16 protein-coding genes and 1 tRNA gene are annotated in these 16478 nt (G+C 39.2%); 11 read left to right on the top strand and 6 right to left on the bottom strand.

Going from position 1 to position 16478, the window contains the following annotated elements:
- The first annotated feature begins 1 nt into the window (after nucleotide 1).
- From Q0874_RS07355 to Q0874_RS07325, 7 genes are read left to right on the top strand one after another with little or no spacing between them, the layout of a single operon-like run.
- Nucleotides 2–937 carry a carbon-nitrogen hydrolase family protein gene (locus tag Q0874_RS07355; protein ID WP_299161280.1) on the top strand — a complete coding sequence of 312 codons (936 nt, stop codon included), beginning with the start codon at nucleotides 2–4 and terminating at the stop codon, nucleotides 935–937.
- A 12-nt stretch (nucleotides 938–949) separates the two neighbouring features.
- A complete protein-coding gene (locus Q0874_RS07350) occupies nucleotides 950–1357 on the top strand; it encodes a VOC family protein (protein ID WP_299161278.1) in 408 nt (135 codons plus the stop codon).
- Nucleotides 1358–1360: 3 nt separating this feature from the next.
- Nucleotides 1361–4108: an aminotransferase class I/II-fold pyridoxal phosphate-dependent enzyme gene (locus Q0874_RS07345; protein ID WP_299161275.1), complete on the top strand. Its 2748-nt coding sequence runs from the start codon at nucleotides 1361–1363 to the stop codon at nucleotides 4106–4108.
- A gap of 18 nt (nucleotides 4109–4126) precedes the next feature.
- Nucleotides 4127–5623: a biotin carboxylase gene (locus tag Q0874_RS07340; RefSeq protein ID WP_299161273.1), complete on the top strand. Its 1497-nt coding sequence runs from the start codon at nucleotides 4127–4129 to the stop codon at nucleotides 5621–5623.
- 8 nt (nucleotides 5624–5631) lie between these two features.
- On the top strand, nucleotides 5632–6333 hold the full coding sequence (locus Q0874_RS07335; protein ID WP_299161271.1) for a hypothetical protein: 702 nt from the start codon (nucleotides 5632–5634) through the stop codon (nucleotides 6331–6333).
- A 1-nt stretch (nucleotide 6334) separates the two neighbouring features.
- Nucleotides 6335–7693, top strand: a complete 1359-nt coding sequence (locus Q0874_RS07330) for an NAD-dependent succinate-semialdehyde dehydrogenase (protein WP_299161269.1) — start codon at nucleotides 6335–6337, stop codon at nucleotides 7691–7693.
- Nucleotides 7694–7725: 32 nt separating this feature from the next.
- Complete coding sequence (locus tag Q0874_RS07325) at nucleotides 7726–8577, top strand: mechanosensitive ion channel domain-containing protein (RefSeq protein ID WP_299161266.1); 852 nt, start codon at nucleotides 7726–7728, stop codon at nucleotides 8575–8577.
- Nucleotides 8578–8903: 326 nt separating this feature from the next.
- Here the strand turns inward: Q0874_RS07325 and Q0874_RS07320 are convergent, their stop codons facing one another.
- The 6 genes from Q0874_RS07320 to Q0874_RS07295 form a co-directional block, all read right to left on the bottom strand.
- Nucleotides 8904–9440 carry a DUF3124 domain-containing protein gene (locus tag Q0874_RS07320; RefSeq protein WP_299161264.1) on the bottom strand — a complete coding sequence of 179 codons (537 nt, stop codon included), beginning with the start codon at nucleotides 9438–9440 and terminating at the stop codon, nucleotides 8904–8906.
- A 148-nt stretch (nucleotides 9441–9588) separates the two neighbouring features.
- Complete coding sequence (locus Q0874_RS07315; protein WP_299161262.1) at nucleotides 9589–9990, bottom strand: CBS domain-containing protein; 402 nt, start codon at nucleotides 9988–9990, stop codon at nucleotides 9589–9591.
- A 26-nt stretch (nucleotides 9991–10016) separates the two neighbouring features.
- Nucleotides 10017–10364, bottom strand: coding sequence for a P-II family nitrogen regulator (locus tag Q0874_RS07310; protein ID WP_299161259.1), 348 nt, complete (start codon nucleotides 10362–10364; stop codon nucleotides 10017–10019).
- Entirely contained in the window at nucleotides 10361–11149 is a 789-nt protein-coding gene (locus Q0874_RS07305; RefSeq protein ID WP_299161257.1) for a DUF1538 domain-containing protein, read from the bottom strand. The genes Q0874_RS07310 and Q0874_RS07305 overlap by 4 nt, the downstream gene beginning before the upstream one ends.
- Before the next feature lie 3 nt (nucleotides 11150–11152).
- Complete coding sequence (locus tag Q0874_RS07300; protein ID WP_299161254.1) at nucleotides 11153–11902, bottom strand: DUF1538 domain-containing protein; 750 nt, start codon at nucleotides 11900–11902, stop codon at nucleotides 11153–11155.
- Between the two features lie 1150 nt (nucleotides 11903–13052).
- Nucleotides 13053–13129 (bottom strand) — tRNA-Pro (locus Q0874_RS07295).
- A 385-nt stretch (nucleotides 13130–13514) separates the two neighbouring features.
- Between Q0874_RS07295 and Q0874_RS07290 the strand changes: the two genes are divergently transcribed.
- From Q0874_RS07290 to Q0874_RS07275, 4 genes are all read left to right on the top strand, one after another.
- Nucleotides 13515–14657, top strand: coding sequence for a hypothetical protein (locus Q0874_RS07290; RefSeq protein ID WP_299161252.1), 1143 nt, complete (start codon nucleotides 13515–13517; stop codon nucleotides 14655–14657).
- Between the two features lie 200 nt (nucleotides 14658–14857).
- Nucleotides 14858–15271, top strand: coding sequence for a hypothetical protein (locus Q0874_RS07285; protein WP_299161250.1), 414 nt, complete (start codon nucleotides 14858–14860; stop codon nucleotides 15269–15271).
- Between the two features lie 15 nt (nucleotides 15272–15286).
- A complete protein-coding gene (locus Q0874_RS07280) occupies nucleotides 15287–16156 on the top strand; it encodes a DUF5777 family beta-barrel protein (RefSeq protein ID WP_299161247.1) in 870 nt (289 codons plus the stop codon).
- Between the two features lie 43 nt (nucleotides 16157–16199).
- On the top strand, nucleotides 16200–16463 hold the full coding sequence (locus tag Q0874_RS07275) for a hypothetical protein (protein WP_299161244.1): 264 nt from the start codon (nucleotides 16200–16202) through the stop codon (nucleotides 16461–16463).
- Nucleotides 16464–16478: the final 15 nt, after the last annotated feature.

The raw sequence follows: 16478 nt of genomic DNA, 5'->3' as shown, positions 1-16478 counted from the left end.
TATGAGACCATTTGCAATTGCAGGAATACAGATGAAGGTTTCAGCGGTCGCTTCCAATGTGGAAATGATGAAGCTGAAACTCGATATTACAATGACCCTCTATCCGTGGATAGAAATGGTATTATTTAGTGAATTATGTGCGTACGGCCCACTGATACATACTGCCCAGGAAATTCCTTGTTCGTTTGAAGCCGAAATGCAGGCCATGGCGAAAAAATATGGAATCTGGCTACTTCCGGGATCTATTTTCGAAAAGAGTAATGGTAAAATATACAATACGGCGACCGTTATCAATCCCGAAGGGGAAATAGTGACGCGCTATCGCAAAATGTTTCCGTTCTATCCTTATGAAGTGGGCGTAACACCGGGAACAGAATTTTGTGTGTTCGATGTGCCCGATGTCGGAAGATTTGGGGTGTCGATTTGTTATGACATGTGGTTCCCGGAAACCATTAGGACTTTGGTATCAATGGGCGCTGAAGTGATACTTCATCCTACGATGTCTGGTACCATAGATCGCGATATTGAATTATCTATAGTAAGAGCGATGGCTTCCGTGAATCAATGTTACTTCTTTGATGTCAACGGATTAGATACCGGGGGCACAGGACGCTCTATTGTATGTGGGCCGGACGGTCTTGTTATTCACCAGTCTGAAGGCACGGAAGAAATTATTCCACTTGAATTAAACATCGCAAGAGTGAAAAGAAGCCGTGAATTGGGTATATTGCGTCTGGGTCAACCTTTGAAAAGTTTTAGAGATCATTTAGGTCAATTCAGCATATATCAACCTGATACCCCACACCCCTATCTCGATTCTCTTGGACCCCTCATAAAACCTAATCGACTGGACAAATTAACCAAATTAATTATAAAGGGAAATTCTCTTGAACATCCGATAGCTCCAACACATTATAAAGGAGATGGATCACTATAAATAGTAAAGATAATGGGCGGCGTATCCTCAAACAAAAAGAAAAATAATACAGAGTTTAAAGATTATGTGAGTTGGTTTGAAATACCGGCTATCGACTTTCAGCAAGCAGTTAATTTTTACAACCACATATTCGGCATTGAAATGATTCAAAACGTCACAGAGGAAAATGCCATGGCCTTTTTTCCTGTGACAAAAGGCATTGGGGGAGCGGTTATTTCGGGGCCGGGATCTGTTCCCAGTGATATTGGACCACTAATTTATTTAAATGGGGGAAAAGACTTGAGTAATGTCCTCGATAAAATAGAAGATGCTGGTGGGCGAATTGTAATGCCCAAAACCCTGATCAGCGAAGAAGCGGGTTACTTTGCCATTTTTATTGATTCTCAGGGAAACAAACTCGCTTTACATTCAAAAAATTGATTCGTGATTAAAAATAAAACTAAAAGTGCACCTTATTATAACATCGGACAACTAAGGGTCGACTACTGGAACAAACTAAAAATTGAAACTGCCGAATTAGCCCGATGCCACAAAGGGTCTGCCAATGAAAAAAGACATAAACAGGCTACTAAAGAGTTAATAAAAGACCTGAAAGGTGTTGAGTGTTTTTTTGCTTCTCCAGGTATAGCGCGCATACAGAGGCTAGAAAAGGCCTTTTCCGTTCATGAACATGCCTCCTTATCACATATGGCGGCAGAAACTACAAAACAATTGGTTGGTGATAGTTACAGAAGTAATCCGGACTTTCTGGATCATGATGAACATAGCATAGTATCAGTTGAGGAACATGAACAATATAACGGCGTTAGTAAGAACTATTTCGAGGTAATGTTCGTTGACGATATTTCCGAACAGGAAGAGATCAATCTGCAGCACAGCATAAGGGCCTTAAGAACACCTCATGACAAATTTACCTATGGTGTTGTTGTACAACGATCTTTTCAGGATGCCATGATTGCCTTGCTATTTAATCACAATATTCAGGCAGTGGTAGTCCGCTATGCACCACCTTACCACTCCAAGGGGATTACATCGCTTATAAAACCATATATCCAACAGGTGACAAAGCTCGACTTTTCATCGAAATCCGAGACCGATCTCGGGCCAATAATCGGGGAGTTAATAAAACAATTCAGGCCCGAATTGGATACCTATTATGTTACAGACACCTCCTTGGGTCACCTAAAGGACAGTACCATAAAGGGTTTCAGACGTATCTTTTATCAAACAGAGGATATTCAGGAGCTTCACCTTACAATTATGCGCGGTATTGCAGAACGGTATACTACGCCTTTCTTCTCTGCCCTGGTAGAATACAGCCAAAAACCCACCGGGGTCTTTCATGCCATGCCCATATCCCGTGGTAATTCGGTTTTTAAATCAAGATGGATCAATGATTTTGGCGAGTTTTACGGGCGAAATATGTTTTTGGCCGAAACATCTGCCACAACTGGTGGCCTCGATTCCTTACTGCAGCCCACAGGGCCCTTAAAAAAAGCTCAGCAAATGGCACGGGATGCATATGGCTCCCAATACACCTATTTTGTGACCAACGGAACATCCACAGCCAATAAAATTGTGATGCAGGCCCTGGTTAAACCGAAAGATGTAGTTCTAATTGATAGGGATTGCCATAAATCACACCATTATGGATTGGTTCTGGCGGGAGCATATCCCGTTTATCTGGATTCCTATCCCATCGAAGAATACTCCATGTATGGCGCGGTACCCCTCGAACAGATCAAAAATAAATTGCTACAATTGAAAGATGCTGGCAGACTGGATAGGGTGAAAATGTTGCTGCTTACGAATTGTACCTTTGATGGCCTCGTTTATAACGTGGAGCGCGTCATGGAAGAGGTCCTGGCCATAAAGCCGGATATGATATTTTTATGGGACGAAGCCTGGTTTGCCTTTGCTGGATTTGCTAATAGCTACAAGCAACGAACAGGTATGCTTACAGCAAAAAAGCTGTATGAAAAATATAGAAGCAGTACCTACAGGAAGCGGTATAATGCGCATATAAAAGGATTGAATAACGGTGATCTTTCCACAATGCCGGATCCGGATAAGGTAAGGATACGGGTATATGCCACTCAGAGCACACATAAGACCCTGAGTAGTTTTAGACAAGGCTCAATGATCCATATCTGGGATGAAGACTTTCGTCGAAAAAGCGAGAATACTTTTTTAGAAGCTTATATGACGCATACTTCCACGTCACCCAATTACCAGATGCTGGCCTCTTTAGACGTAGGCAGGCGACAAGTTCAGCTTGAAGGTTTTGAATTGGTTGAAAAAAGTATTGAGATGGCTATGGTACTTCGGGCTAAGGTGAATGACAATCCTCAATTAAGCAAGTATTTTGATGTCCTGACGGTTCATGATTTTATACCAAATAAATATCGTCAAACCGGCCTTAAAGAGTATTATACAAGGAACGAAGGCTGGAACCGAATGGATGAGGCGTGGGAGAAAGACGAATTTGTACTTGATCCTACCAAAATAACCTTATACATAGGTAAAACCGGTGTTGACGGTGACACCTTCAAAAATAAATACTTAATGGATAAATTTAACATCCAGATTAATAAGACTTCCCGGAATACCGTCTTGTTCATGACGAATATCGGGACGACCAGAGGTAGCATTACATACCTCACCAATGCACTATTAAAAATTGCCGATGAATTGGATGAAGAGTTCAAAGCGTTAAACAATAAAGAAAAGGAAATTCTTCAAAACAGGATTCATTCCTTGACCAAAGAAGTACCCCCATTACCTGATTTCAGTTATTTCCATCATTCATTTCAGGCCGTTCCCGGTGTCCCCGGAGGTAATTTGCGAGAAGCCTATTTCTTAGCGTACGATGAAGAAAATTATGAATATGTTCCCTTGAGCGAATGTTTATCAATCATGGGTAAAGGAAGAAAGCTGGTTGCTTCTACCTTTGTAATTCCTTATCCTCCTGGTTTTCCTGTGCTGGTCCCGGGTCAGGTGGTCAGTAAGGAAATAATTAATTTTCTTACCGTGCTCGATGTGAGCGAAATACACGGGTATCGATCCGATCTTGGCCTTAGGGTATTTAAAGAAAATGTATTGAACAGGCAGAAAATTACCACCTCGATGGGTGCTATGGCAAGAGGAATGAAGAAAAAACAATCAATTTAAAATTTGTAAATAAAAAATATGAGTGCTAAAAAAACAATCCCTGTAAAGAAAGTAACAACAACACCGCAACTAAATGGAGTGCCGGATATAAGACGGTTTTTTTATAAAAACGAGATTCCGCTGTATTTTATCAGCGCCACAAATTTCAATATGCTTGGCGCCGATGAATGGATAAAGGGCTTTAAATTTATCTGTCACATCGAATGCTTTGATGGCCAGCATCCCAATGTTTTTTCACCTAAGGAAGAAATTCCCCATGACGATTTCACAGGTATTGAAGACATCAACAATTATTTGTTACAACATCCTGAAGTACAGGACTATTTGAAGACAAGAAAGAAAGGAAAAACCACGGGTAAGGCTATGTTTCTCATGTTTGATGAGAAGACGGAGAAACTTGCAAAGAAATTAGGATTGCAAATTATGTTCCCTACGGCTAAAATGCGGACATTCATGGACAATAAAGTGAATACCAACCGTATTGCAGAAAAGGCCGGAGTGCCCTGTGTACCCTATGTCCTATCTCCTGTTACGGATTATGCGCAACTAAACAAAGTGTCAAAGGCACTTGGAAACGATCTTGTAATACAAACACCATTTGGTGATTCCGGGCATACTACTTTTTTTATATCCAATGAAGCGGAGTTCAAAAAATACGAGGAAGAGATTGTAAAAGAGAAGGAAGTCAAAATAATGAAGCGCATCAACTGTAAAGGCTCGGCTATCGAGGCATGCGTTACAAGGCACGGCACCATCGTTGCACCTCTGATGACCGAACTGGTTGGCTTTAAAGAATTGACCCCTTACAAAGGTGGCTGGTGTGGCAACGAAATTTATCCAAATGCCTTTACTCCGGAATTGCGAAAAAAGGCCACAAAATATACACAACTTTTTGGCGATCAGTTGCGCAAAGAAGGATATAAAGGATATTTTGAATTAGATTTTCTCATTGATCAGGATAATGGAGAAATTTATTTGGGGGAATTAAACCCCAGAGTGACCGGAGCAAGTTCTATTACTAACCATGCTGTTTTTGCATTGGCAGATGCGCCTCTTTTTGTTTTCCATATTTTAGAATGGATGGACGTGGAATACAAGTTGAGTGTCAAGGCGATCAATGACCGATGGGCCAGACAGGAAAATATTGATGGATGGAGTCAACTTATCATCAAACATACTGAAGACACGATTGAGTATGTATCTGAAGCACCCAAATCCGGGATTTATAAAATGTTCGACAATGGCCATATTCTGTTCGACAGGATGGATACACACAGGAGGGCAGTAGAATCTGAAGCAGAAGCATTTTTCTTAAACATATCCAAACAAGGAGATTATTTGTACGAAGGGGCTGATATGGGAATTTTGGTTTCAAGAGGACGCATGATGACCGATGATTTTAAGCTGAATAAAAGAGCAAAAGATTGGATAAAAGCCATCCGCGAAAAATACATTTCTCAAGTAGTTGAGGATAAGCGTCCAAAGATTGCGCTAAGTGGCAGTTTAACAAAGTAAAATTTGGCATGCCCAACTTTAAATACGATGTCCGGGTACTGGAATTGAAAGAAATCCATGAAATACCCGGAGCATGGACAAATGAAGATTTTTTGGAGGTATTGCATCATCTGGAGTATGATGATGCCGATACTGTTCCGTTCGAAGAACTTAAGGAAATGGCAACTTTAGCATTATCCGACCTAACGGTCGAAGATGCGGCGGTCCATATTTTAGAGTTACGGCTTAAAGAACAACTCAATAAAGGTCAGCGACAAAATCTTGCATTAGAATTACAGGACGATCGTCTTTGGGAGGAATACTCCGACATCAAATTACACGAAGCATTATTCAATGTTGGATGCATGCTATACTGGACATTTGCAAAGCAGTTTCCAACACCGGATATTGTGCGGATTACTTTGAAGGTGATTGCCTTGAACAAGGAATCAGTTTTAAATTTAGTAAAGCCCGTTTCCTCTTTTCTGACCCGTTTGCTAAATGACGGAATGGATGAACACAACATTATCTATAGGCTATTTGACGAGAATATAAAGTCGGACAAGTTTCCGGAATCAGAACATATCATCTGGAAATTTGAGGAATCTGGCTTTGACCCTGAAGATAATTCCAACACTTTTACCATATATACTTCCTGGAATTGGGTAGATGAACTTAAGGGAGTACAGGGTTTTCAATCAACAGCATTTTCAGACGGACAACTAAAATAAAATGGAATTTAAAAGTATAAATCCGTACAATGACCAACAGGTGGGTCTTTATACATCCCTTACGGAAAAAGAACTGGTAGTAAAGCTTAATAAAAGCCAGGATGCCTTTGAGTCCTGGCGAAAAGTTCCCCTTTCCGAACGCAGTGCACTTATAAAAAAAGCCGGCCAGGTATTGAGGGAGAATGTCGAAGAGTACGCCCAAATGATTACCTTGGAAATGGGAAAACCCATCATGGAATCCAGATCCGAAGTGAATAAATGTGCATGGGTCTGCGATTACTATGCGGAGAATGCAGCAGAATTCCTGACAGATGAAACAATAGCTACCGATGCATCACAAAGTTTTGTAAGACATGACCCTATTGGAAGTGTCCTGGCAATTATGCCGTGGAACTTTCCATTTTGGCAGGTTTTTAGGTTTGCTGCGCCAACTTTAACAGCAGGCAACACCGGATTGTTGAAACACGCTCCTAATGTATTTGGATGTGCCAAACAAATAGAAGAAGTGTTTATTAGAGCCGGTTTTCCAAGGGCTGTCTTTCAAAACCTGATTGTACACCACGACCATACAGAACAGATCATTGAACATGTGGCTGTAAAAGCAGTAACACTCACAGGAAGCGAAAGAGCGGGTTCGGCCGTGGCAGAAATAGCCGGCAGGCATATTAAAAAAACAGTTTTGGAACTTGGCGGGAACAATGCCTTTATTGTTTGGGAAGATGCGGATATTGATATGGCCGTAAAAACGGCCCTTACTGCCCGAATGCTTAATTGCGGACAAAGTTGTATTGCTGCCAAGCGCTTTATTTTATTGGAAGGAATTTATGATGAGTTTGTTTCAAAATTTACAAAAGCCGTAAAGGATTTGAAATCGGGGGATCCATTGGAAGATGCTACCCAAGTTGGGCCGATGGCTCGTAAAGATCTGGCAGACGAGCTTAATCGACAAGTCACAGAGTCGGTGAAACAAGGTGCAAAGCTATTGCTTGGAGGCAAACAGATCGGTTGTTATCATGAACCTACCATTTTGGGTGATGTAACGCCCGGACTGGCCGCTTTCGAAGAAGAAACATTTGGCCCTCTGGCGGCTATGATAAAAGCAAAAGATATAGATCAGGCCTTTGCCCTCTCGGAACAATCGAAGTATGGGCTTGGGGTAACTGTTTGTAGTACAAATATAGATAAGGCGGTAAAATTTGCAGATAGAGTTAGCGATGGGGCCTATTTTATCAATGAACTGGTAAAATCAGACCCAAGGCTGCCATTTGGCGGCACCAAAAATTCCGGCTATGGACGTGAACTGGCAAAAGATGGGATGATGGAGTTTGTAAATCGCAAGACGGTTTATGTGAAAAAATAAATAAAATTCGATATATAGTAATAAATAAGTATATGGAAACTTTAAAAACAATTCTGGAATTTGAAATCTTTAGTTTAAGTAATTATACCATAAGGGTTTCTGACCTGGTGACTATCCTGATCATCATTGTGATTACCAGACTATCACTATGGCTCATAAAGAAAGCCTTGTTTCGCAAGTATAAATTCCGCAAAACCGATCCGGGCACTACCTATGCTTTATACCAGATCATAAAATATGTAATTTGGGTTATGGCCATTGGATTGTTACTGGAGACTATCGGAGTCAAAGTTACTTTGTTATTAGCCGGTTCAGCGGCCTTATTAGTTGGTATTGGCTTAGGATTACAGCAAACATTTAATGATGTGATATCAGGTATCATTCTGCTTTCAGAGAGATCCATTAAAATAAATGATGTTTTGGAAATAGATGGCGATGTGGTAAAAATTGAAGGTATTGGCTTGCGAACTTCTAAAGCCTTAAACAGGGATGATATTTCCATTATCATTCCAAATTCATTAATTACTACCAGTAAAGTAATCAATTGGAGTCATCAATCTAAAAAAACACGTTTTAAGATAGATGTTGGGGTAGCTTATGGAAGTGATGTTGACAAGGTTATAAAAATTTTGGAAGAAAGCGCCTTTGAGCATCCCGAAGTCTCAAACAGGGAATTGGTTGAGGCCCGATTGATGAATTTTGGAAATTCATCCTTAGATTTTCAACTTTTGTTTTTTAGTAAAAATATATTTAGAATAGGAAAAGCAAAAAGTGATATCAGAAGAATAATTAATAAAAAATTTGCCGAAAATAAAATTACCATACCCTTCCCTCAAATGGATTTACACCTTAGATCCAATACCGCTGGAAAAATGGGAAAGTGAACGCCATGGCGTTCTTGTTTTTTTATCCTAGTAGTCATTTACATGATTAACTAAGCAGGATTTAGATTATCCTATAAAACCCTCTGTGCAAATAGCTATCACTGAACTCGATTAGTTCCAAAAAACGAACGTTTTTATGGACGTTGGGCTTTTTATACATTCCATTCTTATAATCGTTCGTTTTATATTACTACCACCGTTTTTCGCTTAAGGCAAAAATTATGATTTTTTCGGCTTTACCCTTTTATATTCCTATTGACTCTTTCTTTAATCTTGTTCATCTCTTTATTAGATGATTGGGCACTACATTATTGTATTACCATCTTTTATTTCCTTAACGTCTCGCCACTGATTGAAACCCCTTCAGTTAAAAACGAAATCCCTTGTGGTCCATGAGATGAAATCATGATACCTTGGAAAATTGGCTTTAATTTTGAACTGTTCGCACCCCATATGATAATGAAACTGCCACCGATCATCGCTTCGGATTCGCTCTCTCTCTCTGCTACTACATATTCCATAGATTGCAAAGGACCTAAAAACAAAATATTATCGTGATATTGATGAACAAGTTCTCCTTGAGAATTGTAGTGGTCTATTTCTTCAATATAGACAGTGTCTTTTAAACTTGTGTTACGGACACTTATAGTGGGGGTCAACTGGAGTTTCCAAGTGTCATGTTTCATATAAATCTCCGTGTACGTCGGAATGTAGATTGTATCTCTATAGGGCAGCTCAACACTCCCTTTCCTTAATTGGTTGACATCAAGAATATTTTCACTTTCCTTTTTTAAGTTAGGATCTGTACTAGTGCATGAGTATAAAAATACTACGAGCGCAAAATATGTTGTTATTTTTTTCATCCTTTGTAATTTATAGTTCATCCTTGGATTTTCATTTCAATGGTCTTTTTTTTATCATTCCGCCTTTGGTATCTGTTATGCTATTCATTATGATGAATGCCTTAGGCTTGAACTTCGATTCTTTCCACGGATAGAAGTATAATTAGAATCAGAATGATAAATTGTCCAATATGATAGAAGAAAGAGAAATCATACCAATATATTTTCCATCCTCCTCTACCGGAGCCATGCGCAACCCTGTCCGAACAAGCAATCTGGCAACATACCGAACATCCATTTTGCCGGGTACACTAACAACGGGCTTGGTCATGATCTCAAAAACATTCACCTCTTCCGAGGTCCTTTCCTGAATGATTACTCCCTTGATAAAATCCTGTACTACAACGATTCCATAGGCATCATGTTCGTTGCGCTTTTCAACAATAAGGGCCTCTATATTTTTTTCGCGCATAAGGTCTACCGCTTCCTTGGCGGTTGCCATACCATCTATAAAAATAATGTTTTTTACCATGGCATCCTTGGCACTTTGATATTCTCTTTTATCTCTCATGATATAATTATAGTATTGTTTTTATTTCAAAAATAATCATCTCGGGCTTGATCTTTGAAAATCTTCATTTGGCTGCCCAATCCCACGGCATGTTCTAAGGGCAGGACAAAAGCGATACCGGTACTGGGCTTGTCAAAATCACCGGCAGTTTCGATAACTCCCAGCAGTTTTTCCACTACATGTTCCTCGACCAAAAATACGAGAATATCTGTCTGGTCCTCAATGCTTAGTCCAAAAAAGGACTTGGCCTCATGTACTCCAGTTCCTCTGGCCGGTATAATAGTGGCACCTGTTGCGCCTTTCCTTTTCATTGCGTCCACTACCTTGTCAGTAATGTTCGGTTTTACAAAGGCCATAATCAATTTGAATTTCATGGTTTCTTTATTTTGTTAGACAATTTTACTTTTAAATGCATGAATTGGGCGTACCCCAATACTGAAATAATCGGGAACAGGCTTGCAAATGCAATCAATCCGAAGCCATCAATTGCTGCGTTTCTGCCGGGCACTGCCGTGGATAGGCCTAATCCGAGCGCAGCTACCAAGGGTACGGTGACCGTAGAGGTGGTAACTCCTCCCGAATCATAGGCCAGGGCAATAAGTTGTTTTGGTGCAAAAATTGACTGTATGACCACCACAATGTATCCTCCCATAATGTATAAATGCAATGGTGTTCCCGTGACGATCCGAAAGGTACCCAGAGCGAGCGCAAAGGCAACCCCCAATGCCACCGTAATCCTTAGCCCCCATTGGCTGATCGTGCCTGTCGATACCTCGGTCGCTTTCATTGCAACGGCAATAAGGGAAGGTTCGGCAATGGTAGTGGAAAAACCGATCAGGGCCGCAAAAATATAAATCCAATAATAGGATTTCCAATCCAGTTCTTCACCAGCAGCGGCTCCTAAAAAGAAGGGGTCGGATAACTGGGTGGCCATAATCTCACCTATAGGGAACAAAGCTTTCTCCAATCCCAAAAGAAAAAATGCAAGGCCCAATACCACATAAACCCCGCCCAGAACTACACGTTTCAGATGTGGTATGGGTTGTTTTAAGATTACCAGTTGAAAAAAAAGAATCAATATAAGAATCGGCGTCACATCACGTACTGTGTATAACAGTATTTGAAAAAAATCCTTTAAAAAAGAAATCACGTACATCATGCTTTAAAACCAAAATAAACCATAGCCCATGACAAATATCATGGGTAAAAGGGATGCGAAAGCAATAAGCCCAAATCCATCTACCAAGGGGCTCCTCCCCTTGATTGTATTTGAAAGTCCAACCCCCAAAGCCGTTACAAGCGGAACCGTAATGGTTGAAGTAGTAACTCCCCCTGCATCATAGGCCAAACCTATAATTTCCTTGGGCGCTACTACCGTCATTAGCATTACAACAACGTAACCGCCAATGATCAAATAATATAAAGGCCAACCTTTTAGTATTCGCAATACACCGATTACAATAGCCAAGCCTACTGAAAAAGCGACCGATAATCGCAATCCCATTGCATAAGTATCAATCGTACCCTGTGCCTTGTCTATTAATTCGGCCTGTGCAGCTATTCTCCCAGCCTCCTTCGACACTGCTATCAATGCCGGCTCAGCAATCGTAGTGGAAAAACCAAGCGCAAATGAAAACACCATTAACCAAAAAAGGCTTCCCTTTTTGGCCAAGGCGTATGCCATGGCTTCTCCTATGGGAAATAACCCTATTTCCAGACCTTCAATGAACAACATTAACCCGATTATCACAAAAAAACTACCGAAAACTACCTCACCAATATTCGGAAATGGTTGTTGGATAACCACTAGTTGAAAAAAAACAACCACCAAAATTATGGGAATCAAATCAGTAATTGCAGAACCAAGCTTTTTTAGAACAACCATTAAACTACCTGCTTTTAATTTAGCCAATACCTCGTTTCAGATTATTGAATTTGAGTTATGACTTCACCTTATCTTTTATTGCTCCACCTAGTTTTGTGCTTCTTTTATTGAAACATTTGCGCTAACCCAAAAAATTGAACAAATTACAAGTAAAAACCAAATAGTGTGTTAAAATAATCTGACACTATCTTCTTGATTCATTTCCTGTATTTTTTAGTTTAATTACCGATAAGGCAATATAAAAATAAGGTTTCCCTTTTAAATCTCTCTATTATTTAAATGGTTAATGAAAATATTTTTTAAAGCCCTAAAAATCATTAATTCCTCAACTCTCTTTAATTCCAATTTATCTGGTTTCGGGAAAATTAAAAAGAAAGATTACTATATTTATTTAAGCGTAAAATCTAGCCAGGAGTAAGCATCAGTTTACAATTCAAAACCAATTATTTTCAAATTTTCATAGACATAGTATGATAGGTTCTGGAGAAAAAAAGTCAGTTTCAAATACTTATTTATAGATATTTACCCCCACTTAAAACCTAGGTTCGATTCCTGTACAAGATTAAAAATACATATTAAAACGCCGTTTTATCGGACTCTTTTCCTGAAGCACAAAACTTTTATTGAGAATGTGCCATATGTAGTCTCTTTTAATAGTTTCGTTAATTCACCTTTAATGGAACAGGTTTCCTTAAAGTAAAACCCGTAATCTCCGAAGAAAATAATATTGAACTTCTGATATTAAATTATACTATTTAAGAAAGCGAGCGAAAAGAAGTTTCGTGCTGCAAGCCCCAAACTTAGTAAAACCATAAAGCAGGATTTACAGAATCCTAATACAACCCTCCTCGTAAATGAAAAAGTGAAGGCTTTGGCCTTCTGTATTATTCTTTTCAAGGAATTAGGTGTAAGAACAAAATCAGGATTTAAATAATCCTAATGAACCCTCAGTGCAAATTGAAAAGTGAAGGCTGTGGCCTTTTGTATTATTCTTTTCAAGGAATTAGGTGTAAGAACAAAATCAGGATTTGGATAATCCTAATGAACCCTCACTGAAAATAGAAAAGTAATGGCTTACGCCATTATATTTTTTATTACCCACCGCTTTTTCAAACTGGGTTTGAATTGCTTTGGGGAATAAAAAAAGTGATTTGGAATTGCAAATCACTTTTCTGCTTGGTCGGGATGACAGGATTTGAACCTGCGACCACACGGCCCCCAGCCGTGTACGCTACCAGACTGCGCCACATCCCGAATTTATTTTTCTTCTACTTTTACTCTGCCTTTATTCTATTTTTATATTCTCGAACCGTTGCGACCATCCCGCTGCAAGCGGGATACGCTAACCGGCCTGCCACGCCATAGGCGTGGACTGCGCCACATCCCGAATTTAAGATCGCAAAAATAGCAAAGTTTATTTTAAATGCCTTCTGCTTTCTAACCCTAATTTCAATTTAGAAATACTCTTAGTTAGTAACATATATGACACTTATGTATGTGAGAAAATTTAGGTGTTTTTATTAATTCATTGATTTACAAATATATAGATAAAAAAAAATATGACATATGTCATATATTAAGTTTAGTTCCTGTCATAATTTTAACAGAAGATTAATAAACCGGTAAAATAGACAGTCTTATGAAAAATTTAAAATTATTTGGTTATCTGATGGTTATTGCATCAGCTTTACTGTGTGTTCAATGTACCAGTGACCCTGTTCCCGGACCTGCCGGAGCAGATGGAATAGATGGAATAAACGGAATTGATGGGGTTGACGGGGTTGACGGCTCTGCGGCTTCATGTATTGCTTGTCACGCAAATGAAAAAAGAGATCCAATTATTGAGGCCTGGTCCGGTGCCAAACACGCTATTGGTGGATCATGGGCAAGAGGTACTAGCTCACGTTGTGCAGAATGCCACAACAATGAAGGTTTTATAGATTTTATAGAAACCGGAGCAGTCAACGAGAACGGATATACTGTTTCTAATCCATTAAACTGTAATGGTTGTCATGACTCGCACAGATCTTTCGACTTTGAAACGGACGGAAACGATTACGCAGTAAGAACTCTTGAGGCAGTTCCGTTAAGATTTTTAGATAATATAGATTACACCATAGATTACGGGAATGCCAGTAATACCTGTGCAAACTGCCATCAACCCAGGAGAGATGCGCCGCTTGCAAATTTAGAAGGCAAGTTTTTACAGACAAGTACGCATTGGGGACCGCATCATGGCCCGCAAACTGCATTATTAGAAGGTCTATTGGGTGCTTATAGCACTTTTACTTTGGTTGAAGACATACCAGCGACACAAGAACACCCACACAGACAAGGAGCTTCTTGCATTGACTGCCATATGCGTGAAACAACTGATGGTTCATCAGGGCATACCTGGACACCTGCAGGAAATAATTGTGCAACATGCCATCCCGGGGTTCCTTTTGAAGAACTTAAAGTAATGGATGACTTAATCGCTGATTGGGAAACTTTAGGAGGTATTTTGGAAACTGTTGTCGGACAAGCAGTGATTGAAGATTCCACTGCCGTTGGTGGGTATATACCACTTTTCGAAGCTGATGGAATTACTCCTGTTCCCGTTGTAGGAATAGTAATTAAAGAAGGGGACGAATGGGAGCCTCAAGTGGGTCTTTTTGACTTAAAAGATGCTGAAGCTGCATGGAATTTCCTATATTTTTATGAAGATAAAAGTGATGGTGTTCATAACCCTAAATATGCAAAATCTATAATCAAGAACTCCTTGGCAGCAATGCAAGAATAGTTGTTGGGATATTTTATGAGGTATATATGGCTATTTCTGAGCTTTAAGAAAACATGCCTGTAATTATACACCAAGTTTCTGAAAGCGATGAGTAAGCATAAAACACCTTAATAAGATATAGATCAAATGGGCAATGACGAACATTTATTTCAAAATTTAATTTTGGTTATTGCCTTTTTTTTCATCCTAAATTTCCAATTATGAAAAAAATATTAAAATTAATAAGCAAAGCAGCCGTAATAACTCTAATGCTTTCTTTATCTAGCTGTTATTATGATGAATTACAAGAGATTATAGTAGAGGTTCCGGATCCACCTGAGGGCGTAGAAATTTCATTCAGGACTGACGTAGAGCCCATATTTTCTGAAGATAGTAACGACTGTACACAATGCCATAATGGTACTGGTTTAAACCCTGATTTAAGAACGGGTAGCGCTTATAATGCCATTGTTCCTGACTATGTTAACGACAATGATATTGAAGATGCCGAAAACAGCAAATTCTATCAAAATCTGCCAGGTATCGGTCATCCAATTGATACAAATTTTGAATTGGATGTTGAGCAACTTTCCCAAATAAAAGGCTGGATAAGCCAGGGAGCCCAGAACAATTAATAAAAGACATTAAAAATGAAAAACTTTAAAAAAATTCTTTGTATATTTTTATTTGGGCCCTTCTTAATCTTCTCACAGGAAAAAGCACAAGATACTACGGCGGTAAAACTGGAAAGAGCAGCATTTGAAAGTGCATGGATCATTGATAACCCAACCAATGTACTCTACAGCAAAAATACCATGGAAATACAAATGGCTCACAGGTTTGGATTAATCAATGGAGGAACCGCTGATTTGGCCGGGATTTGGGCACGTTCAAATATTAGAATCGGAGTTTCCTATGCCATTCATGACAGATTAACTCTGGGATTTGGTACTTCTAAATTTAACGTATTACAGGATTTTAACTGGAAAGTAGCACTCTTAAGACAAACTCGAGGTAATGAAATGCCTGTAAGTGTCTCTTACTATGGTAATTTTGCAATTGATGCCAGCAATAAGAGATTTGCCAGAAAGCAGGATCGCTATTCCTATTTTCATCAGCTGATTATTGCCAAGCGATTTTCGCCTAATTTTTCTATGCAGATTGCGCCCAGTATTTCACATTACAATGCAGTGGAACCCAGAGTCAGGAACGACATGTTTGGCCTTGCCCTAAGCGGACGTTACAAGGTAAGCCCTCAAACTGCCATACTGGTAGATATTAGTCTACCATTTACCCATCATTTATTTCCGGATGATGCAGATCGTCCAATTAGTGGTTTTGATCCCGAACCCGGATATGGTTTAGGGTTGGAATTCAGAACCTCAAGCCATGCTTTCCAGTTAACATTCAGCAACTATCAAGGCATTGTACCACAAACAAATTATATGTATAATACATATGATTTTTTTTATGGAGATTTCTTAATAGGGTTTAATATTACCAGACTCTATAATTTCTAACAAGAATAAATCGTAAAGACAGTATTATTTAGACCTAAGAAATATGAAAGATAAATCCAAAAACCGGAATCAAATATCAAGAAGACGAATCCTGCCCATATTGGGAGGTACTTTATTATTACCGCTTTTTGGGTTTACCCAAGCATCCTCTGAAGAAGTGGATATTTCTAAAGAAGAATATGAAACTCTCTTAAAACCGGATGGAACTACCGTTAAGGTTAAAGTTAGTGCACTTAAAAAATCAAAGGTTGTAAAGAAGAATATTTCAAATACATCCCTACTCAGTTGGTTGGGCAAAAAAATGTAATGTCATTTAAGTAAT

The sequence above is a fragment of the uncultured Eudoraea sp. genome (genome assembly GCF_947490415.1).
Taxonomy (GTDB): domain Bacteria; phylum Bacteroidota; class Bacteroidia; order Flavobacteriales; family Flavobacteriaceae; genus Eudoraea.
The sequence above is the reverse complement of the archived record's forward strand: the minus strand, read 5'-3'. Positions and strand labels throughout refer to the sequence as shown.